Origin of the sequence: Selenomonas sp. oral taxon 126 (genome assembly GCF_001683335.1) — a bacterium.
Classification (GTDB): domain Bacteria; phylum Bacillota; class Negativicutes; order Selenomonadales; family Selenomonadaceae; genus Centipeda.
Genome location: NZ_CP016201.1, coordinates 736,142 through 754,774, shown reverse-complemented (window position 1 = coordinate 754,774; position 18,633 = coordinate 736,142). Strand labels below are relative to the sequence as shown.

General features: G+C 59.6%; 19 protein-coding genes, 1 pseudogene and 1 riboswitch. Of the genes and pseudogenes, 17 read left to right on the top strand and 3 right to left on the bottom strand.

Annotation, left to right across the window (positions count from 1 at the left end):
• Positions 1 to 161: 161 nt before the first annotated feature.
• Positions 162 to 362: riboswitch (cobalamin riboswitch) on the top strand.
• A gap of 113 nt (positions 363 to 475) precedes the next feature.
• The 8 genes from AXF19_RS15055 (at position 476) to AXF19_RS03225 (ending at position 9,736) form a co-directional block, all read left to right on the top strand.
• Positions 476 to 601: a secretion protein HlyD gene (locus tag AXF19_RS15055; protein ID WP_237141729.1), complete on the top strand. Its 126-nt coding sequence runs from the start codon at positions 476 to 478 to the stop codon at positions 599 to 601.
• Positions 602 to 715: 114 nt separating this feature from the next.
• Positions 716 to 2,869 (top strand): TonB-dependent receptor, encoded by a 2,154-nt coding sequence (locus tag AXF19_RS03255; RefSeq protein ID WP_237141680.1) that lies wholly within the window; start codon positions 716 to 718, stop codon positions 2,867 to 2,869.
• An 11-nt stretch (positions 2,870 to 2,880) separates the two neighbouring features.
• Entirely contained in the window at positions 2,881 to 3,915 is a 1,035-nt protein-coding gene (locus tag AXF19_RS03250) for a FecCD family ABC transporter permease (protein WP_066850009.1), read from the top strand.
• Positions 3,912 to 4,682, top strand: a complete 771-nt coding sequence (locus AXF19_RS03245) for an ABC transporter ATP-binding protein (protein ID WP_066844953.1) — start codon at positions 3,912 to 3,914, stop codon at positions 4,680 to 4,682. Before AXF19_RS03250 ends, AXF19_RS03245 begins: the two co-directional genes overlap by 4 nt.
• A complete protein-coding gene (locus AXF19_RS03240) occupies positions 4,679 to 5,701 on the top strand; it encodes a FecCD family ABC transporter permease (RefSeq protein WP_066844950.1) in 1,023 nt (340 codons plus the stop codon). The genes AXF19_RS03245 and AXF19_RS03240 overlap by 4 nt, the downstream gene beginning before the upstream one ends.
• Entirely contained in the window at positions 5,698 to 6,723 is a 1,026-nt protein-coding gene (locus AXF19_RS03235; RefSeq protein WP_066844943.1) for an ABC transporter substrate-binding protein, read from the top strand. The genes AXF19_RS03240 and AXF19_RS03235 overlap by 4 nt, the downstream gene beginning before the upstream one ends.
• Before the next feature lie 4 nt (positions 6,724 to 6,727).
• Positions 6,728 to 7,705, top strand: a complete 978-nt coding sequence (locus AXF19_RS03230) for an ABC transporter substrate-binding protein (protein WP_066844941.1) — start codon at positions 6,728 to 6,730, stop codon at positions 7,703 to 7,705.
• Positions 7,706 to 7,783: 78 nt separating this feature from the next.
• On the top strand, positions 7,784 to 9,736 hold the full coding sequence (locus AXF19_RS03225; protein WP_084784752.1) for a TonB-dependent receptor plug domain-containing protein: 1,953 nt from the start codon (positions 7,784 to 7,786) through the stop codon (positions 9,734 to 9,736).
• A 75-nt stretch (positions 9,737 to 9,811) separates the two neighbouring features.
• On the opposite strand, the gene AXF19_RS03220 is transcribed toward AXF19_RS03225, so the two are convergent.
• Entirely contained in the window at positions 9,812 to 10,045 is a 234-nt protein-coding gene (locus AXF19_RS03220) for a DUF1653 domain-containing protein (RefSeq protein ID WP_216634971.1), read from the bottom strand.
• Positions 10,046 to 10,280: 235 nt separating this feature from the next.
• On the opposite strand from AXF19_RS03220, the gene AXF19_RS03215 reads away from it, so the two are divergent.
• From AXF19_RS03215 to AXF19_RS03200, 6 genes and pseudogenes are all read left to right on the top strand, one after another.
• The gene (locus AXF19_RS03215; protein ID WP_237141679.1) at positions 10,281 to 11,126 is read left to right on the top strand and encodes an aldo/keto reductase; all 846 of its coding nucleotides are present in this window, start codon (positions 10,281 to 10,283) and stop codon (positions 11,124 to 11,126) included.
• A 14-nt stretch (positions 11,127 to 11,140) separates the two neighbouring features.
• Positions 11,141 to 12,103, top strand: a complete 963-nt coding sequence (locus AXF19_RS03210) for a D-2-hydroxyacid dehydrogenase (protein ID WP_066844922.1) — start codon at positions 11,141 to 11,143, stop codon at positions 12,101 to 12,103.
• A gap of 121 nt (positions 12,104 to 12,224) precedes the next feature.
• The gene (locus AXF19_RS03205; protein WP_237141678.1) at positions 12,225 to 12,458 is read left to right on the top strand and encodes a type II toxin-antitoxin system RelE/ParE family toxin; all 234 of its coding nucleotides are present in this window, start codon (positions 12,225 to 12,227) and stop codon (positions 12,456 to 12,458) included.
• 38 nt (positions 12,459 to 12,496) lie between these two features.
• Positions 12,497 to 12,619 (top strand): annotated as a pseudogene (locus tag AXF19_RS15050) (secretion protein HlyD); the annotation flags it as partial.
• Positions 12,620 to 12,626: 7 nt separating this feature from the next.
• Positions 12,627 to 12,764 (top strand): type II toxin-antitoxin system RelE/ParE family toxin, encoded by a 138-nt coding sequence (locus tag AXF19_RS15815; protein ID WP_335674939.1) that lies wholly within the window; start codon positions 12,627 to 12,629, stop codon positions 12,762 to 12,764.
• On the top strand, positions 12,748 to 13,029 hold the full coding sequence (locus tag AXF19_RS03200) for a helix-turn-helix domain-containing protein (RefSeq protein ID WP_066844920.1): 282 nt from the start codon (positions 12,748 to 12,750) through the stop codon (positions 13,027 to 13,029). The genes AXF19_RS15815 and AXF19_RS03200 overlap by 17 nt, the downstream gene beginning before the upstream one ends.
• 323 nt (positions 13,030 to 13,352) lie before the next feature.
• On the opposite strand, the gene treC is transcribed toward AXF19_RS03200, so the two are convergent.
• Positions 13,353 to 14,990, bottom strand: coding sequence for an alpha,alpha-phosphotrehalase (gene treC, locus AXF19_RS03195; protein ID WP_066844918.1), 1,638 nt, complete (start codon positions 14,988 to 14,990; stop codon positions 13,353 to 13,355).
• 257 nt (positions 14,991 to 15,247) lie between these two features.
• Here treC and AXF19_RS03190 point away from each other — a divergent pair, with 257 nt between their 5' ends.
• Together AXF19_RS03190 and rsmG are read left to right on the top strand one after the other, a co-directional pair.
• Positions 15,248 to 16,477, top strand: coding sequence for a glycerate kinase type-2 family protein (locus AXF19_RS03190; protein WP_066844916.1), 1,230 nt, complete (start codon positions 15,248 to 15,250; stop codon positions 16,475 to 16,477).
• Positions 16,478 to 16,540: 63 nt separating this feature from the next.
• Entirely contained in the window at positions 16,541 to 17,263 is a 723-nt protein-coding gene (gene rsmG / locus AXF19_RS03185) for a 16S rRNA (guanine(527)-N(7))-methyltransferase RsmG (protein ID WP_066844914.1), read from the top strand.
• Between the two features lie 35 nt (positions 17,264 to 17,298).
• Here rsmG and AXF19_RS15045 read toward each other — a convergent pair whose 3' ends face one another.
• Positions 17,299 to 17,424: a secretion protein HlyD gene (locus AXF19_RS15045; protein WP_084784852.1), complete on the bottom strand. Its 126-nt coding sequence runs from the start codon at positions 17,422 to 17,424 to the stop codon at positions 17,299 to 17,301.
• A gap of 187 nt (positions 17,425 to 17,611) precedes the next feature.
• On the opposite strand from AXF19_RS15045, the gene AXF19_RS03180 reads away from it, so the two are divergent.
• Positions 17,612 to 18,631: a hypothetical protein gene (locus AXF19_RS03180; RefSeq protein WP_157092469.1), complete on the top strand. Its 1,020-nt coding sequence runs from the start codon at positions 17,612 to 17,614 to the stop codon at positions 18,629 to 18,631.
• The last annotated feature ends 2 nt before the right edge of the window (positions 18,632 to 18,633 follow it).

Sequence of the window (18,633 nt, the reverse complement as noted above, 5' to 3'; positions counted from 1 at the left end):
TTTCCTGCTTGTTTTGGGTGAAAGACCCATGAAACTTTAACATTGAAAGCATAAACGGCAGTTATTATCGAAGCATGTTCATACGTGAAAATGTTTGTTTTCTGCGGGAAAAGAACGTGAATTCCTTGACAAGGTCATATACTTTAATTATACTGTCATACAAATTCATAAGCAGATTCGGTGCCCGAGAGGGCGTAACAGGGAAATCGGGGACTGCCGACCCATGCGGGCGGCAGATCTGAGAGCCGATGCGGTCCCGCCGCTGTAATGCTGAGGATGCTCCAATATGTCACTGGGAAACCGGGAAGGCGGAGCAGACGATGAGGCAGAGCCAGAAGACCTACCGAGTCTCGTGCGCCGGAGCGTTGCGCCCGTGGGGGACGCGCCGCTCCTCTGCATCCTGCGATGGACAGGACGGCAGGCTTTTTTCGTGAAAGGAAACGCTGATAAAATGAAGTCCGTCAGATTGGTGTAGATTTTTCGTCCTGTCAAGGAGACAAACCGGACGCATAGCAAAGGCTATGTGGAGGATTTGTCGACGCGGAGAGGGCGGAAAAGATGCGCTAAGATGGCGGTGCTGAATTTATCAGTGCTTCCTTAAAGTCCCGTTCTGCTGTGGACGGGGTTTTTGCATGACGAGCGCAATGAATTCGGGGGGAATACTTTAGGGGAGTACGGACAGATTTGTCCGTCTAGGTCGAGGAGGAAAATGGAGATGACAAAACGAAAGCTCATGTGCGCAATCGCGCTCGCGACGGTTGGCTCGGTGTGGATGGGGGCGGCAAGTGCTACCGAGAAGACGGCGGAGATAGACTCCTACGAGCTTGCACCTGTGACGGTTGAGGGGGAGCGCCCTGCAGCAGCGGCAGAGGAAGAGGAGACACTGCCCGGCGGATTTGTGAGCAGCAAGCCCTCGGTCGGTCTGCTCGGCTCGCAGGATGTGATGGACGCGCCGTTCACGGTGACGGCGTTCAACCAGAAGACGATGAAGACGTTTGCCAGCCCTTCGGACGGCGTTAACGGTGTGCTCTCACTCCATCCGTCGGTGCGCGTGCTGACGAGTCATTTGTATCAGGATATTGCAATCCGAGGATTCCGTATCACAGGGCACAGCGAATACGTCAATGGCATTCCGGGGCTGCTCGGTCAGATGAATCTGCCGCATTATTGGGTGGACAGTGTCAGCGTAATCTCGGGTCCGAATCTCGGCGTCAGTGGAACGACGCTCAGCGAAGCTGTGGGCGGCACGGTCAACTATGTCTCGAAGAAGGCGGAGCGCGATGCGGTTGAGGCGCGGCTCTCCTATCTCGGTGGACATTCCGTCGAGGAGGCTGTCGATGTCAGCAACCGATTCGGCAAGGACGATCGCTACGGCGTACGCATTACGGCGACAAATACGCACGGGGAAACGGCAATCAAGCACGAGGAATTGAAGAGGCAGAATATTTTCGTCAACCTCGACCAACATACGGAGAAATCCCGTACAAATCTCTTGCTCGGCTACAACCATACGAAGCACAATGCGGGTCCGATGCGCATCGGTTTTAAATTCGGCAGCGCCAATGTGACCGGGCTTCCCTCTGCGCCTGATCTCTCGCGCAGCTATAAGCCCGCATGGTCGTACAATGAATACGACAATATCATTGCAGCGCTGAATCACGAACAGAAACTCGGCGCGCATCTGACCGCCTTCCTCAATGCCGGATACCATCATGAGAACTGGTACGGCTATGTGGACGGCTCACCAACGGTTCAGAACGACAGCGGCGACTTTACAATTTCCATGAGCAATTATCCGCTCGACCTCACGCGCACCTATGTGGGCGTCGGTCTGCGGGGCGATTTCCGTACGGGTATGGTGCGCCATGACTATATCGTGGGGATGGATCAGAACTGGATGCACTACTACATTGGCAATAATCCCGCCTTCAGCTGGTCGGGGACGGGCAATATCTATCGTGACAATACATGGGCAAGCCCCGAGATCCCGCATCTGAAGCCGCCGCACAGCCGAAATACGCAGCTGACGGGGTGGCATGTCGTCGATACGATGAAGGCATTCGACGACCGTCTGCAGGTTACTGTGGGCATTCACGGACACAGTGTGAAACTGAGTCCGGCGGGCAAGAGCAGTACAAAGACCGATGCGATTTCGCCGACCGTTGCTGTCAACTACAGGGTTGCGCCGAATGTGACCGTCTATGCGAATCACACGGAGAGCTTTGGGCTTGGTTCAACCGTTTCGACAACGTCAGGTTATGCGAATGCAGGCGAGATGCTGGATCCTTCGAAGACAAAGCAGAATGAGATCGGCGTGAAGATGCAGACGGGGGAGTTCCTCAATACGTTCAGCTACTTCGAGATTCGACAGGCGAATGCCATCGACGTATACGAGGGCACGCAAAAGTATCGCCGCATTGATGGCGAGCAGAAGAACAAGGGCGCAGAGTGGGCGTTCACGGGGACGATCGGAAAGAAGCTGGAGCTCATCGGCGGCTTTACCTATCTGGACGTGCGCCAGAGCAAGACCGCACGCGGTACGAATGACGGCAAGCGCGTCGACGGTATGCCGTACTGGACGGGGACGCTCGGCATGGTTTACCGCCCGACGACGGACTGGTCGCTGATTGCCCGCATGAACTATGTGGGAGACAGTGTTATCAACGGTGGAGCGATTCCTGTGCCGTCGCATACCCTTTTTGACCTCGGCGCGACCTATCGGACGACGATGGGCAGGACACCTGTGACGCTCTCTGCGATGGTCTACAATGTGACGGGCAAGGACTACTGGAATCCGCGCGGAGACAGTTCGAGCCTCGCGCTTGGCGCACCGCGCACGTTCACGTTCTCGGCGAACTTCGAGATCTGATGGGCGGCGTGATGGACCGAATTTGGCGGGAGAGCCCTGTCGCCATCCTCGCGGGACTATTGGGGGCTACGCTTCTCTGCTCCTGTCTTGCGGGGCTGATGATCGGCTATCTGCCGCTCTCACCTGCAGCGGCGGCTGAGGTGCTCGGAGATGTGCTCACGGGGAGCGACGCAGGTGCGGCGGGCGCAATTCTCGCGCTGCGTCTGCCGCGCGTCCTGCTCGCTGCAGGAGTCGGCATGGGGCTGGCACTCTCAGGGATCTTGATGCAGGCGATCTTTCGCAATCCGATGGCGGACCCCTACATCATGGGGATCTCGTCGGGGGCTTCGCTCGGCGCTGCCTGTGCAGTCTTCCTCGGCATCGGTTCGGCATTTGGCGCCGGCTCCATCGGAGTCGGCGCTTTTGTCGGTGCCGCCGCACTCTCCGCTGTCATCGTGGCAGCAGCGGGGCAGGTGCAGCGCGATGTCTCGTATTTCCTGATCTTTGGAATTGCAATCGGCGCTGTGTGCAGCGGGATCACGGGCGTTCTGATCTATTTCGGGGCGAACTCGACGGGGATGGATGTGACGCTCTACTGGCTGATGGGGAGCATCGCCGCCGCAAAGCTGCCGTGGGTGCTGACCCTGCTCGCGGTGGTGGCGGTCATGTTGGGCTTTTTTATGACGCAGACGCGCATACTGAATCTGCTGCTGGCGGGCGAGGAGACGGCGATTCCGCTCGGGCGTCCGCTGCTGCCCTTTGTGCGGCTGTATCTGCTCCTCAATGCGCTGCTCGTCGGCTGCATTGTGATGAATGCGGGACTGATCGGCTTTATCGGGCTGCTCGTGCCGCATTTCGTGCGGATGCTGACGGGGGCGGATCACCGGCGGCTCGTCCCCGTGGCGGTGCTGATCGGCGGGCTTGCCGCCGTCTGGGCGGACATCCTCGGCAGGGTACTCGTGCCCGGCGTGGATGTGCCGCTCGGCGTTATGCTGGCGCTTCTCGGCGCGCCGGCGTTTGTCGTCCTGCTCATGCGGCGGGCATATCGGTTTGGAGGGGCGGGATGAAGATTGAGATTGCAGGTGTGTCGGCGCAGTATGGGACAAAGCCTGTCCTAAAGGATGTGTCGGTCACCTTTGCGGCGGGGCAGGTCACGGGGCTGATCGGCCCGAATGGCAGCGGCAAGTCGACGCTGCTGAAGTGTATCTATCGTATCCTAAAGCCCTCGGGCGGGCGAATCCTGCTCGGTGAACGGGAACTCTCGACGCTCTCCCACAGGGAGAGTGCGCGGGAGACGGCGGTGCTCGCGCAGCATCACAGCGCAGCATTTGATTTCTCCGTGCGCGATGTTGTGCTCATGGGGCGCACGCCGTACAAGGGGATCACGGAGGGGGACAGCGCGGAGGATGTGGAGATCGCGCGGCGCGCCATGCGTGAGACGGGGGTGCTCTCCATGGAGCGCGACAGCTTTGCCCGTCTCTCGGGCGGGGAGCAGCAGCGCGTCATGCTGGCGCGTGCGCTCACGCAGGAGACGCCGTGCCTGATCCTCGATGAGCCGACGAACCATCTGGACATCACCTATCAGCTGCAGATCATGGATCTGATTGCCGCGCGCCGCCTGACGGTTATTGCGGCGGTGCACGATCTCAACATCGCGGCGATGTACTGTGACCGCATTGTCGCGCTGCAGGAGGGACAGATCATCGCGGAGGGGACGCCTGACGAGGTGCTCACACCCGCCCTGATCGAGCGGCTCTATCGGGTCAGGGCGAGCGTGTTCGCGCGCGCGGACGGGCGGCCCGCCGTGGTCTACGAGAGGGGGGCGCGCGGATGATAGCGCTGCGTATCTCCCTCGTGGGGCTTGCCGTCGTTCTCCTCACGATCTATGCGCTTGGGCAGGGCGTCATCACCCTCGGATTCGCGGAGACGCTGCACTATATCTGGCTGACTCTGCTCGATCCGACGGGGGCGGGCAGCATTCGGCAGGATGTCCTGCAATATCTGCGCCTGCCGAACCTCGTGCTGTCCTTTCTCGTCGGGGCGGGGCTTGCCGTCTGCGGCGCGGTGATGCAGGCAGTGGTGCGTAACCCTCTCGCCGATCCCTATCTGCTCGGCGTCTCGGCGGGGGCGAGCCTCGGCGCAGTGCTGGCGATTGCGCTCGGCATCGGGACATTTCTGGGACTCGACGGGACGGGTGCCTTTGCCTTTCTGGGCGCGGCTGCCGTATCCCTCCTGATCCTCGTGATTGCGTCCTTTACGAAGCGCAGCGGCGGGAGCTTGACACTCCTTCTGGCAGGCTTTGCACTGAACGCCGCCTGCTCGGCGGGTGTCAGCTTCCTCGTGACGGCGCTCGCCGAGCCGAGCAAGACGCGCTCCATCCAGTTCTGGATGATGGGCGGGATTGTGACGGGCGGCTGGGGGGCGGCTGTGCCGCTGCTCGCTGTCACGGTGCTCGGCGTCCTGTTCTTTTATACGCAGCGGCGGATTCTCGACCTCATGCTCGTGGGGGATGAGCTCTCGCTGAGCATGGGGCGCGATCTCGCGCTTTACCGCAAAATCTACATTGCAGCGACGGCGGTCATGGTTGGGACTGCGGTCTATGTGGCGGGGATGATCGGGTTCGTGGGGCTGCTCGTCCCGCACGCCGTCCGCCTCGTCACGGGCAGCGTCCATCGCCGCGTGATTCCCATGAGTGCGCTTGTCGGCGGCGCGTTCCTCGCCTGTGCGGACATCGTTCGGCGTAATATCTTCCCCGGGATGGAGCTTCCCATCGGTATTGCCACGGCGCTTGTCGGAGCACCGCTCTTCCTGTGGATGCTCTGCCGCCGCATGTATGCGGGAGGTTCGTCATGAGGTGGGGGCTTTGCTGTCTGTTGTCCGCCGCGCTCCTCCTTGGCGGGTGCGGCACGGCGGAGCGCGCGGAGGTGCCGACGACGGGTGCCGTTACGGTCGAAAATATCAGCGTTGAAAATTATTTTGAAACGGGCGTCAACCGCGAGACGTTCACCTCCGTGCCGCAGCGCATTGTCATTATCGGGGCAAATGAGTCAGAGACCCTGCTGGATCTCGGCGTGACGGAGGGGATCGTCTCTGTCACGCCCTCGCAGAACAATCCGACGTATGGGATCAAGGCGTGCAATCAGGCGGCGTTTGACGCGCTCCCCCAACTGGGGCGCGCGGAGATCAATACGGAGCGCCTGCTCGCGCTTGCACCCGATCTGATCGTCGCACAACAGGAATTCTTTTCGAAAAACCGCCTTGGGAGCACGGCGTACTGGAACGAACGGGGTACGGCGACAATGGTGCCGCTCAATACGACCGCGCCCGGGAAGCTCAACCAACGGGAGACGATTGAGCGCGAGATGAAGTTCATCCGCGATCTGGGCACGATCTTTCACAGGGAACGGGCGGCGGAGCGGATTGTAGATGATACCTACGCGCGGATTGACTTCATACGTACGCAGACAGAGGGCGGCACGCCGCCGAAGGTGATGGTGCTCGACCTCATAAGCATCATCGCCTCCTACGGGCGCGACAAGATTGCGGGCGATATGGTCAGCGCGATCGGCGGGGATGTCCCGCATACCTCGGCGGCGGTGACGGCGGAGCAGATCATGGCGGAGAATCCCGACGTTGTCTTTCTCGTCTCCTATGGGGACGACGAGGGGCAGCTGGCGAAGATTCGCAGCAATCCCGCCTTTCGCAATCTGAACTTCATCCGAGACGGGCGGCTCTATCCGATTCCGCTGAAATTCGTCTACGGACCGCAGACGCGGACGATCGATGCCATCGGCTACATGGCAAACTATATGTACCCGGGGCTGTTTGACTTTGCACCGGAGTATGATTTTGGCGTGCAATCACTGAAGGAGTGAGGGTATGCGTATGCTTGTTGGGGCGCTCGCACTCATGCTCATGCTCGCAGCACTCGGCTGCGGCGCTGCACCTACGGGACAGTCGGGGGGCTACGCCGTGACGGATGCCGAGGGACGGACGGTCGCCTTTGCAGAAAAGCCCGTGCGCGTGCTGAACTATGCGCTCTGGCTCGATGATATTGTGCTCGGGCTTGTCCCGCCTGAGCGGCTTGTGGGCATCGACCATCTGGCGGACGACCCGAACAGCTCGAACATCGTAGGGATTGCAGAGAAAATCCCCGTGAAGCTCAATCAGCCGTCAGCGGAGCAGGTCATTGCCCTGCATCCCGATGTCGTCTTTCTCGACGTGGGAAAGGATGCCGCCGTCGCAGAAACCCTGCGCGATCTTGGCATCCGCGTCGTCGCCTGTCAGAAGCCGCGTACGGCGGACGAAGTGCGGGCAGCGGTGCAGCTTGTCGCCGCCGCGCTCGGCGAGGAGGAGAAGGGGACGGCACTCATTGCTGCCTACGATGCGGAGTGTCAGGCGCTCGCCGCGCGCGTTGCAGAGATTCCGCCTGCCGCGCGCAAGACGGTGCTCGTGATCTCAATGTCGCCGACGTTCGGGAGCAAGGGCGGGCTGTTCGATCATCTCTGCACGATGGCGGGGGTCGTCAACGGCGCGGCGGAGATTGGCCTCACGGCGGGGCAGGCGCTGACGAAGGAGCACATCCTCGCGGTGAATCCCGATGTCATGATCGTGCCCGTCTGGAACGATCACGGCAGCTACGACATCGAGAAGTTTAACCGCGAGTATCTGGACGATCCCGCCCTGCAAACGGTGAAGGCGATCCGAAATCAGCAGATTGTACGCCCGCATGAGGGCTATATCTACAACGCCTCGCAGGACATGGTGTTCGGTGCGCAGGACATTGCACACATGGCCTACGGAGATCTGGTGGATCAGCCCGTCAGGCGTCATCTGAGCGTGGCGGAGGGGGAGTAAAGTAACTAAGCGTTTGCGTGGAGCTTGCATGGACGCATTCCGAGCGTTCTGCATACATTTTATTTCAAGGAGGATCCTATGGGAACGAAACAATGGATGGCAGGCATGACGTGCGCGCTTTGCGCATTTCCCGCACTGGCGGCGGCAGAGGAGACGCAGAACTATGAGACGCCCTCGGTCAACGTGACGGCGCAGGGCTATGAGAAAGAGACGCTCATGACGCCCGCAGACACGACGGTCTACACAGCCGACGAGCTGAAGAAAACGGGCGCACGCGACGTGATCTCCGCGTTGAAATTCAAGAACGGCGTGCATTTCACGAACATGGGTCCCGACGGGCAGACGTGGATCACGGGCAATGCGGGCGTGAACCTGCGCGGCGTGGAGAATGGGACACTTGTCCTTATCGACGGTGTGCCCGCGTCCTTTAACAACGTCAGCCATCTCGACATGATGAGCCTCGACGCCGTGGATCGCGTGGAGGTCGTCAAGGGCGGCGGCTCCGTGCTCTACGGCTCGGAGGCGTTTGGCGGCGTCGTCAACGTCATTACGAAGAGTACGTACAAGAACACGGTACGTGTTGCAGCGGGAGACCGCGGGCAGCGCGACTATGCGGCGACTATCGACCTCGGCAAGGTCGGGATTGCCGTCAGTCGGACGTACTACGGCGCGACGGGCAACCTGTCTGATACGCTGGGGAATCTGAAGATCAATGGGACTGAAACGCCCTATGCCGTCGGGTTCGGCAAGAGCCGCAAGGATCACGTGAACCTGACGTACAAGATCAGCGATGAACTGCGCCTTTCCTACATGTACAGCGGCAAGAATCACTCCATCCACTACAATGACACGGAGGGCGGACTGCTGAAGTATTTTAAATACGACGATGATGAACATTTCGCAAATCTGAACTATCAGGGCGCAAATGGATGGTCGGGGAATGTCTACTACAACTACCGTTCGATCTCGAACCCGGATTATTTTACGGCGAATCCGAGCGTTGTCGAGTGGGAGAAGAGCCATCACCGCCACTACGGCGCGGAGGTAAAGAAGGTCTGGAAGGACGATGTGAGCACGACCCTCGTTGGGCTCTCCGCCAAGCGTCAGACCTATGTCGATCAGAATCGGAAATACAGGAGGTACCGGGAGAGCGACAGCGATCTCAGACCCTACGCGAAGTTCGGCCCCTACGGGATGAATGAATACTCGCTCGTCGCCTCGTACGACCGTGACCTCAGTCCCGTGACGGCGGCAATCGTGAGTACGCGCGCGGATTGGGTGAAGTCCTCGGCGGGCGACTACAGCGCCTTCCTCCCGCAGCTGCAGGTGACGACGCGGCTCAGCCGTGACAGCGCCGTCTATGCGAGCGTCGGTAAATTCTTCCGCATGCCGAACTTCCGCAACCTCTACTATGCGAGCGCGGTCATGGTGCCGAATCCGAATCTGAGTCCCGAGTCGGGCTGGAACTATGAGGCGGGCTACAAATACGACAGCAAGGGTCGCCGCTTCACCGCGAGCGTCTTCCATACGGATGTGAGCGATCAGATCGTCGGCATCAAGGGAACGGATGGCAGGTCATATCAGACGAATGCCGCCTCCTACCGCAATACGGGCGTGGAGCTCTCCTACGCACAGGATGTGAGCGCGCACTTTAGCTTCAGCACAGGCGTCACCTACGGCAACCCCGAGCGCAAGTACAAGGAAGGGCAGGACTGGGTGCGCGCACTCGGCCGCTATCAGATGACGGCGGGCGTGAACTATGAGAACCGCGATCTCACGGCGGCGCTCAGCCTCAGCTATTGGGGCGATCGCGGGTATAACAGCACGAACACGCGTACAGAACGTGTCTCCTTCGTTCCCATCCCGCGTAACCTTCTCGTCTCGAACCTCCATGTCGCCTATCGCTTTACACCCGATCTCACGGGCACGTTCGACGTGGACAACCTCTTCAACCGCCGCGACTACACGAACAGCGGCACCTACCGCACCGTCGGGCGCTCCTTCCTCGTCGGGGTGAACTATAGCTTCTGAGTGATTGTGCTCTCAAGTACGACCTATAACAAAAAGACGCGATACGAAGTCAAAACGATTTCGTATCACGTCTTTTTATGGTTGAACTTTCTCAAACCGCCATTCCTGCGCCGCGTCGGGATATTTCTCGCGGTCAACGGCACTCAGGAACATCGCGAGCGGGCGCGCATAGATGCCATAGGTGCCGTAGAGTGCCTGATAGACGACGAGCATTTCGCTTGTCTCGGTATGCTCCGCCACTGTCTCGATGCGGTAGAGGTTGCCCTTGAAGTGCCGCCAGATCTCGCCGTGTCTTGGTATGTCGCGCATGATATGTCCTCCTGATAACTCTTGTGAATGAGATTGTCTGCGTATGATTATACGGAGTTATCAAAATGCTGTCAAAAGTCCTTTTTGTACTGTTTTTATGAAAGAAAATTGTACGAATACTTTTCTCAGCGCGAAAATTCGTGTAAAATTGACAGCAGAAGGATGGAGGAGCGGACGTATTGCCCAAAAGGCATAGACTGCTTCACGGTATAAGGAGTGTGATGAGATGAAGCATATGGTGAAATTGGCGAGTGGTGCGCAGGTGCCCGCGCTCGGTCAGGGGACGTGGTACCTTGGCGACTCGACGGAGACGTATGCGCGCGAGGTAGAGGCACTGCGCGCAGGAATCGAGGCGGGGATGACCCTCCTCGACACGGCGGAGAACTACGGTGACGGGCGTTCGGAACGGCTGGTTGGCGAGGCAATCCGCCCGTATGACCGTGCGCAGCTCTTTCTCGTGTCGAAGGTCATGCCGTCGAACGCGTACGGGACGCGGCTCATGGCATCGCTTGACCGCAGTCTCTCCCATCTCGGGACGGACTACCTCGACCTCTATCTCTACCATTGGCGCGGGGAGCGTCCGCTCGCGGAGATGGTCGCGGCGATGGAGGAGGCGCGTGCGTCGGGCAAGATCCGTGCGTGGGGTGTGTCGAATCTCGACACCGCCGATATGGAGGAGCTGTGGGCGGTCGATGGCGGTGCGCACTGCGCCGTGAATCAGGTGCTCTACCACATGGGCTCGCGCGGGATCGACTACAGTCTGCTCCCGTGGATGCGCGCGCACGGCGTCGTACTCATGGCGTACTGCCCGCTCGCACAGGCAGGGCGGCTCTCCTGCGATCTCCTCGGGAGCTCTGTGCTCAAAGAAATCGCGGAGAAATACGGGGCAACGCCCGCACAGATCGCGCTTGCGTGGGCGATGCGCGACGGGAACACGATTGCCATTCCGCGCACGGGGCGGCGGGAGCACGCTGTCAGCAACGCGGGCGCGGATGTGCTTGATCTTACGGCAGAGGACTGCGCCGCAATCGACCGTGCCTTCCCGCCGCCGGCGCGGAAAGAGCCGCTGCATATCGAGTGAACGGAGGATATGAGATGAAGATTGTTGTACTCGATGGATATACGGAGAATCCCGGCGATATCAGCTGGGCGCCGCTCGAGGCACTCGGTGAGGTGACGGTCTATGACCGCACGTCGCTCACGGCGTCACCGCTGATCGCCGAGCGGATCGGCGATGCGGAGATCGCCGTCACGAACAAGACGCCGCTCACGCGCGCCGTGATCGATGCCTGTCCGAATCTCAGGGCAATCGCCGTGCTCGCGACGGGCTATAATGTTGTGGACACTGCATATGCGCGCGAGAAGAATATTCCTGTCATGAATGTGCCTGTCTATGGTACGGACAATGTCGCACAGTATGCGATAGCGCTGCTCCTCGAAGCCTGCTCGCAGGTGGGGCTTCACGACCGCTCCGTTCATGCGGGCGACTGGACGAAGAACATTGATTTCTGCTACTGGCAGAAGCCTCTCATCGAGGTCAGTGGCAAGACGGCGGGCATCATTGGCTTCGGGCGCATCGGGATGGCGGTTGCCCGCATCCTGCGCGCGATGAATGTGCGCGTGCTTGCCTACAGCCGCACCGAGCGTCCCGAGGGGCGGGCATGCGCGGACTACGTGCCGCTCGATGATCTGATCGCGCAGTCGGATTTCATCTTCCTGCACTGTCCGCTGACACCAGAGACGGAGGGGATCGTCAATGCGGCGAACATTGCGCGGATGAAGGACGGTGTCATCATCGTCAACAACGGGCGTGGACAGCTCGTTGTGGAGGCGGATCTCGCGGCGGCACTCACGAGCGGCAAGGTCGCCTATGCCGCCGTCGATGTGGCATCGACCGAGCCGATCCGCGCGGACAATCCTCTTCTCACCGCACCGAACTGCATCATCACACCGCATATCTCGTGGGCAACGAAGGAGGCGCGCGCGCGCATCATGCAGATGACAGCGGAGAATGTGAAGTCGTTCATCGACGGCAAGCCGATGAATGTGGTGAACTGAGGAAGCTCTGACCAACAAAAAGCCCGTTTGGCATTGTGCGCCAAGCGGGCTTTTTCAAAAGGCCGTCCATACTTCTTTTATGTTATCGTATATGATAACATAAAGGCAAAAGAGGAATCGTATGCGTTGGAATGTCCAATTTTATCAACGAGAGAATGGGGATATACCCGCCTATGAATTCCTTTGTTCCCTGCCGCCGAAGCTTCAGGCAAAAGCCTTTTCTGAGATTGAGCTGTTGGAAAAATGTGGGACAGCACTCAAAGAACCCTATGCGAAGCCTCTGGTCGGAAGGAAATATCAAGGCCTGTGGGAATTGCGTGTGCGATTTTCTTCAGACAGTGCTCGTATTTTTTAGGAATCGCTGATAAAATGAAGTCCGTCAGATTGGCGTAGATTTTTTGTCCGAACAAGGAGACAAACCGGACGCATAGCCAAAGCTATGTGGAGGATTTGTCGACACAGTGCGGGCAAAAAAGATGCACCAAGATGGCGTGGCTGAATTTATCAGTGCTTCCTTTACTTTTTGCGTGCGGGAGATACATTTATTCTGCTGCATGGATTCCGAAAGAAGACGAACAAGACCCCGTCAAAGGAATTGGAACGCGCTATGGCGTATAAAGAGGACTATGAGAGGAGATGGAACAATGAAAACGGGAGTTGAATTGTCCGCTATTCGCGAAAAGCTGATGAAAAATGAGGCGTTCGCTGCAGAGTATGAGCGTCTGCAGCCGCGCTATGAGCTGATTGCTCAGATTATTGCAGCGCGTACGGGGCAGAACATGACGCAGAGCGAGCTTGCGCGCCGTATGGGGACGCAGACATCGAATATCAGTCGCCTTGAAAGCGGCACATACAATCCGTCGCTTGATTTTTTGATTCGTACGGCGCATTCTCTTGGCAAGGAGCTGCAGATTGCGCTGCGCTGACACGGCACTTTTTCGGAAATATGTTTGACTTTTTGTGACTGATTCGATATGATGAAACTGGAACGTCCTTGGGCGGGAGAAATCCCGCGGCGGTATCTTTCCCCCGAAAGGGGGTGAGCGGATATGAGCGAAATGGATGCGATCGTGTTGTTAATCGTCGCCACAGGCTATATCTTAGCGATAACCCAAAAGAAATAACCGCCCATTCTGGCAAGTGAGCGGTTGTTGAAATAAAATAACCAAAAACTTGGAAAGATGCCGCATAGGGCGTTCTTTCTATGTCCATTATAACAGGCGGGCGCGCGATTGACAAGTGCTATTTCTCAGCGTTTTTCAAGCACGACGACTTCGTAGGGGCGGAGATCGCCCGCAAGATCCGCGTAGTTGCCGAGGAGCTTTGTCCAACCTGCGTCCGCAAGAGATGCGAGGGTGTCCTCCATAAGAGGCACATTTGCCGCACGGAAGTTGCAGTAGACGCGGAGTTTCTGCTCCGCATGGGCGCGCTCGTAGGCGATGATGCTTGCGTTCTCGCGCTCGAGGAAGAAGATGTCGCCCTTCTGGATGATGGGCTGCTCCTTGCGTAGGCGGATGAGCGTCCGATAGAAGTGAAAGACGGAGTCCGCATCCGCGCGCTGTGCCTCGGTGTTGATCGTGCGGTAGTTTGCGGGCGGGGCGAGCCACGGCGTACCGTTCGTAAAGCCCGCGTTCTCCGCCGCGCTCCACTGCATCGGCGTGCGGCTGTTGTCGCGCGAGCGCGCGGCGAGGATGGCGAGCGCCTCGTCCTTTGATTTCCCCTCACCCCGGAGGATGCTGTAGTAGTTGAGGCTCTCCACGTCACGGTACTGCGCGATGTCCGTGTACTTCGCGTTCGTCATGCCGAGCTCCTCGCCCTGATAGATGTAGGGCGTGCCGCGCATGAAATGGATGCACGCGGCGAGCATTTTCGCGGATGCCGCATGATAGCGCTCGTCGTCGCCGAGGCGGCTGACGATGCGCGGCTGGTCGTGGTTGCACCAGAATACGGCGTTCCAGCCGCCGCCCGCCGCCATGCCCTCCTGCCAGATGCGAAAGAGGTTCTTGAGCGCCATGAGGTCGGGCTTCTGCAGCGCCCACTTCGCGCCGCCCTTGTAGTCGATCTTCAGATGGTGGAAGCTGAACACCATCGAGAGTTCCTTCTCGGCGGGGTTCGAGTAACGGATGCAGTTCTCAAGGGTGGTGGAGGACATCTCGCCGACGGTAATCATCGCGTCGATCCCTGTGTCGTGCGTGAGTTCCTTGAGGAATTCGTGGACGTGGCGGCCGTCGGTGTAGAAGCGGCGCCCGTCGCCCTCATCGTCATTCTCAAAGACGGCGGGCTTCGAGATGAGGTTGACGACATCGAAGCGGAAGCCCTCGACGCCCTTTTCTTTCCAGAAGCGGACGACCTTTTTCAGCTCCTCGCGCACGCGCGGGTTCTCCCAGTTCAGATCCGCCTGCGTCACGTCAAAGAGGTGGAGGTAGTATTTGCCGAGCGCGGGGACATACTCCCACGCGTTCCCACCGAACTTTGACACCCAGTTCGTCGGCGGCGCGTCGGGCGTGCCGTCCTTGAAAATGTAGTAGTCCATATAGGCGGGATCGCCCGCAAGCGCGCGCTGAAACCACTCATGTTCGGTCGATGTATGGTTGAATACCATGTCGAGCATGATGCCGATGCCGCGTACGCGTGCCGCGCGGATGAGGGCATCGATGTCCTCCATTGTGCCGAAGCGCGGGTCGACGGCGCAGTAGTCGGCGACATCGTAGCCGCCATCGTTCTGCGGCGAGATGAAGAACGGCGTGAGCCAGAGGAAGTCGACACCGAGTTCCTTCAGATAGTCGAGCTTCGCGGTGACGCCGGGCAGATCGCCGAGTCCGTCGCCGTTCGTGTCATAGAAGGATTTCGGGTAGATCTGGTAGACGACCTTGTCCTGTATGTTCATGTTGTCCTCCTTTTGTATCTATAATAAACTTCCCTCACTTTTGCGGGGGAAGCTTATATGCCGTGCCTCAAAGCCTCCCCCTCCATAGAGAGGGAGGCGGACCGCGCAACATATCCCTTATGAGCCTATTAGACCATAGAAAGGTGTTTCGGTCAACGGGGGACTTTTGGCGTGAGAGCAACTTGTGATATAATGAAGTCAAAGCTGTCATATACCTTGTGCGGCAAGCACAGGCTCGAACGAAAGAGAGGAATAATATGAACCTGCGGAACGATGCCGACGGCATCATCAAGGAATCATTGGCGGAGATCCTGCCGGATGCGGCGGTGCAGAAGGCGCTGAAGGGGCATAGCTTCGGCGCGGGGCGTATCGTACTCGTCGCGGTCGGAAAGGCGGCGTGGCAGATGGCGCGCGCGGCGGCGGACGTGCTTGGCGAGCGCATCGACTGCGGCATTGTGATTACAAAATACGATCATGTCATGGGCGAGATCCCGCATGTGCGCTGCGTGGAGGCGGGGCATCCCGTGCCCGATGAGCACTCATTTGGCGCGACGCGCGAGGCGCTTGCGCTCACGGAGAATCTCACGGCGGAGGACACGGTGCTCTTCCTGCTGTCGGGCGGCGGGAGCTCACTCTTCGAGCAGCCGCTCATTCCTGCCGCAGAGCTGACAGATCTCACAGAGCAGCTGCTCGCCTCGGGCGCGGACATCGTTGCGATGAATACGCTGCGCAAGCGCATGAGTGCGGTGAAGGGCGGGCGGTTCGCAGAGCACTGCGCACCCGCGCGCGTGTTCTCGATCGTCCTCAGCGATATCCTCGGCGACCCGCTCGACATGATCGCCTCGGGCCCCGCGCATCCCGACAGCTCGACAGCGGCAGATGCGCATGCAGTCGTGGAGAAATACAGACTGCGCCTCTCGCCTGAGGCAACTGCACTCCTCGACAAGCCTCTGCCGGCGGCACTCCCGAATGTGGAGACGCATATCATGGGCAGCGTGCGCGAACTGTGCGCGGCGGCTGCGGCAGCAGCAGAGCGGCGCGGCTATACGCCCGTCCTCCTGACCGATCAGCTGAACTCTGAGGCGCGCGAGGCGGGGCGCTTCCTCGCGGCGATTGCACGCACGCACGCGGGAGACGGCTCCTATGCATACATCGCGGGCGGCGAGACCGTTGTGCAGCTGCGGGGCAAGGGGCGCGGCGGGCGCAATCAGGAGCTTGCCCTTGCGGCTGCGGAGGGGATTGCGGGACTCTCGAACGCCGCCGTGTTCAGTGTCGGCAGCGACGGCACGGACGGCCCGACGGATGCGGCGGGCGGCTATGTGGACGGCGGAACGCTCGCGGCACTTACGCGCGAGGGGAAGAGCGCGGCCGCCGCGCTCGCGGAGAACGACGCCTACCCTGCACTGAACGCCGTCGGCGGGCTCATCATGACGGGGCCGACGGGCACGAATGTGAATGATGTTGCCGTGCTGCTGATTCGCGGGTAGGGTGCGCATATGGAAAAATAGATATAATAGAGATAAAAACTTGCGGTATCATGGGAGGCAGATATGGCTGAGTTCGAGGAGATTCTTGCATCGCGCACGACAGAGGCGCAGATTCCGCTGACGGCGGAGCAGATTGCGCAATTCGGCGTCTACAACAAACTCCTTGTGGAGTGGAATACGCGCATGAATCTCACGGCACTGACCGCGCCCGCCGATGTCGCCGTGAAGCATATCATCGACAGTCTCACGGCGTACGATGCCGCGCTCTTTGACGCGGCGGAGTCCCTGATCGATGTGGGGACGGGTGCAGGGCTGCCCGGAATCCCGCTCGCCGTCTATGCGCCTCATATCGAGGTGACACTGATGGATGCGCTGGCAAAGCGCGTGCGCTTTCTCACGGAGGTGACGCGCGCGATGAATCTCGAGAACGTGCGCTGCATCCACGCGCGTGCGGAGGAGGCGGCACGGGCGAAGGAGCATCGTGCGCACTATGACATCGCGGTGAGCCGCGCGGTGGCGCGCATGCCCGTGCTGCTCGAGTACACGCTGCCGTTCGTGCGCGTGGGCGGCTCCGTCCTCGCGCTCAAGGGGCGCGCGTACGCTGAGGAGGCGGCAGAGGCGCGCGGGGCGGCGGTGCGCCTTGGGGGCGGTGCGATCACGGCGCGTCCGGTGCAGTTGCCGGGACTCGACGATGTGCGTGCGATCCTCGCTGTGCGCAAGGAGCGCCCGACACCAAAGGTGTATCCGCGCCGCGCGGGGCAGCCGGAGCAACACCCGCTGAAATAGGGGGGCGTTGACGGACTTTATTTTATCAGCGATTCCTAAGGAAGCACTGATAAATTCAGCACCGCCATCTTGACGCATCTTTTTTGCCCGCACTGTGTCGGCAAATCCTCCACATAGCCCTTGCTATGCGTCCGGTTTGCCTCCTTGTTCGGACGAAAAATCTACGCCAATCTGACGGACTTCATTTTATCAGCGATTCCTAAACATTTTTAAGAGGATTTATAGGATTTATGTCGAAAGTACTATTTTAAGCATAGGTATATTTGTTGTGCGGTTTTCACAAGAGGATCTATAGGGGGACGAAAAACCGTATCACTAAGGAAGTTATTTCGACAAGGGGATGACGCAATGAATCGATGGAAAGCCCTTGCTCTCGGCGCGCTGGCGATGCTGCTCACAGCAGCCCCACCCGCAGAGGCGGCGGAGGAATCCACAGCGTCTGTGGCGGCGGTGAATCCGCAGGCGGAGAGAGAGGCTGCACGCGCAGCAAAGGCTGCGGAACGTGCGCAGCGCCAAGCAGATCGCGCTGCTGCAAAGGCAGATCTCATGCGGGCACGTGCGGAGGAGAAGGCCGCGCGTGCGGGCGCGCCAAATGCGGTGCCTGACACCGGGCAGGCGGCAGAGGCATCTGTTGCGCCGATCAGCGTGCAGGAGGGCGGCGCGGTGGAGCGCGTCCCCGCCGCAGAGAACACAGCTCTGACGGATCCGAAGGCTGCACGCGCAGCGGAGAAGCTCGAACGTGAGCAGGCGATTGCCGCACGCAAGGCGGAACGCGCTGCCGCCAGGGAGGAGCGCAAGGCAGCGCTGGCAGCGGCAAAGGAGGAGAAGCGGGCGGAAGCCGCAGCTGCACGTGAGGCGAAGAGGGCAGAGCGTGCGGAGAAGATCGCCACGAACAAGCGCGACAGAGGCTCGCGCTACAAGACCATCTTTACGGACAACGGCTTTACCTATTATATGGATGTCAAAAATACACGATGGATACCGCGTCCATACAGCAGCAGTGAGTATATGATTGATGCATGGGTGCGCCTCGTGGAGAATACGACGGGGGAGTCTGTGGCGGAGGATGGTAAGATCCGTCCGGCAAAGTATTTTCTTGAACATTACTACATCAGCCCCGAGCGCCGTCAGATCATGTTCATGTCGGAGCTCGAGGTCACGGGGCGTCCCGATAACGCGGTGAAGGAGCGTGCCTATGACCCGAGGAACTGGGAGCAGCTCGTGCCCGGCTCCGTTGAGGACGAGCTCTATGGGGCGATTACGGCACAGATGAAGTCGGCACCGGGGCAGCGTCATGGGCTTCTCAGCGGGACGAGCGGCATGAGCCTGCGCGATATGATAGAGGAATACGCGCGCGTTTCGTTCTAAAT

Coding starts and splice junctions, on each gene's coding strand:
- AXF19_RS03255 (WP_237141680.1), top strand. CDS start 716: ATGACAAAACGAAAGCTCATGTGCGCAATCGCGCTCGCGACGGTTGGC.
- AXF19_RS03250 (WP_066850009.1), top strand. CDS start 2,881: ATGGACCGAATTTGGCGGGAGAGCCCTGTCGCCATCCTCGCGGGACTA.
- AXF19_RS03245 (WP_066844953.1), top strand. CDS start 3,912: ATGAAGATTGAGATTGCAGGTGTGTCGGCGCAGTATGGGACAAAGCCT.
- AXF19_RS03240 (WP_066844950.1), top strand. CDS start 4,679: ATGATAGCGCTGCGTATCTCCCTCGTGGGGCTTGCCGTCGTTCTCCTC.
- AXF19_RS03235 (WP_066844943.1), top strand. CDS start 5,698: ATGAGGTGGGGGCTTTGCTGTCTGTTGTCCGCCGCGCTCCTCCTTGGC.
- AXF19_RS03230 (WP_066844941.1), top strand. CDS start 6,728: ATGCGTATGCTTGTTGGGGCGCTCGCACTCATGCTCATGCTCGCAGCA.
- AXF19_RS03225 (WP_084784752.1), top strand. CDS start 7,784: ATGGGAACGAAACAATGGATGGCAGGCATGACGTGCGCGCTTTGCGCA.
- AXF19_RS03220 (WP_216634971.1), bottom strand. CDS start 10,045: ATGCGCGACATACCAAGACACGGCGAGATCTGGCGGCACTTCAAGGGC.
- AXF19_RS03215 (WP_237141679.1), top strand. CDS start 10,281: ATGGTGAAATTGGCGAGTGGTGCGCAGGTGCCCGCGCTCGGTCAGGGG.
- AXF19_RS03210 (WP_066844922.1), top strand. CDS start 11,141: ATGAAGATTGTTGTACTCGATGGATATACGGAGAATCCCGGCGATATC.
- AXF19_RS03205 (WP_237141678.1), top strand. CDS start 12,225: ATGCGTTGGAATGTCCAATTTTATCAACGAGAGAATGGGGATATACCC.
- AXF19_RS03200 (WP_066844920.1), top strand. CDS start 12,748: ATGAAAACGGGAGTTGAATTGTCCGCTATTCGCGAAAAGCTGATGAAA.
- treC (WP_066844918.1), bottom strand. CDS start 14,990: ATGAACATACAGGACAAGGTCGTCTACCAGATCTACCCGAAATCCTTC.
- AXF19_RS03190 (WP_066844916.1), top strand. CDS start 15,248: ATGAACCTGCGGAACGATGCCGACGGCATCATCAAGGAATCATTGGCG.
- rsmG (WP_066844914.1), top strand. CDS start 16,541: ATGGCTGAGTTCGAGGAGATTCTTGCATCGCGCACGACAGAGGCGCAG.
- AXF19_RS03180 (WP_157092469.1), top strand. CDS start 17,612: ATGAATCGATGGAAAGCCCTTGCTCTCGGCGCGCTGGCGATGCTGCTC.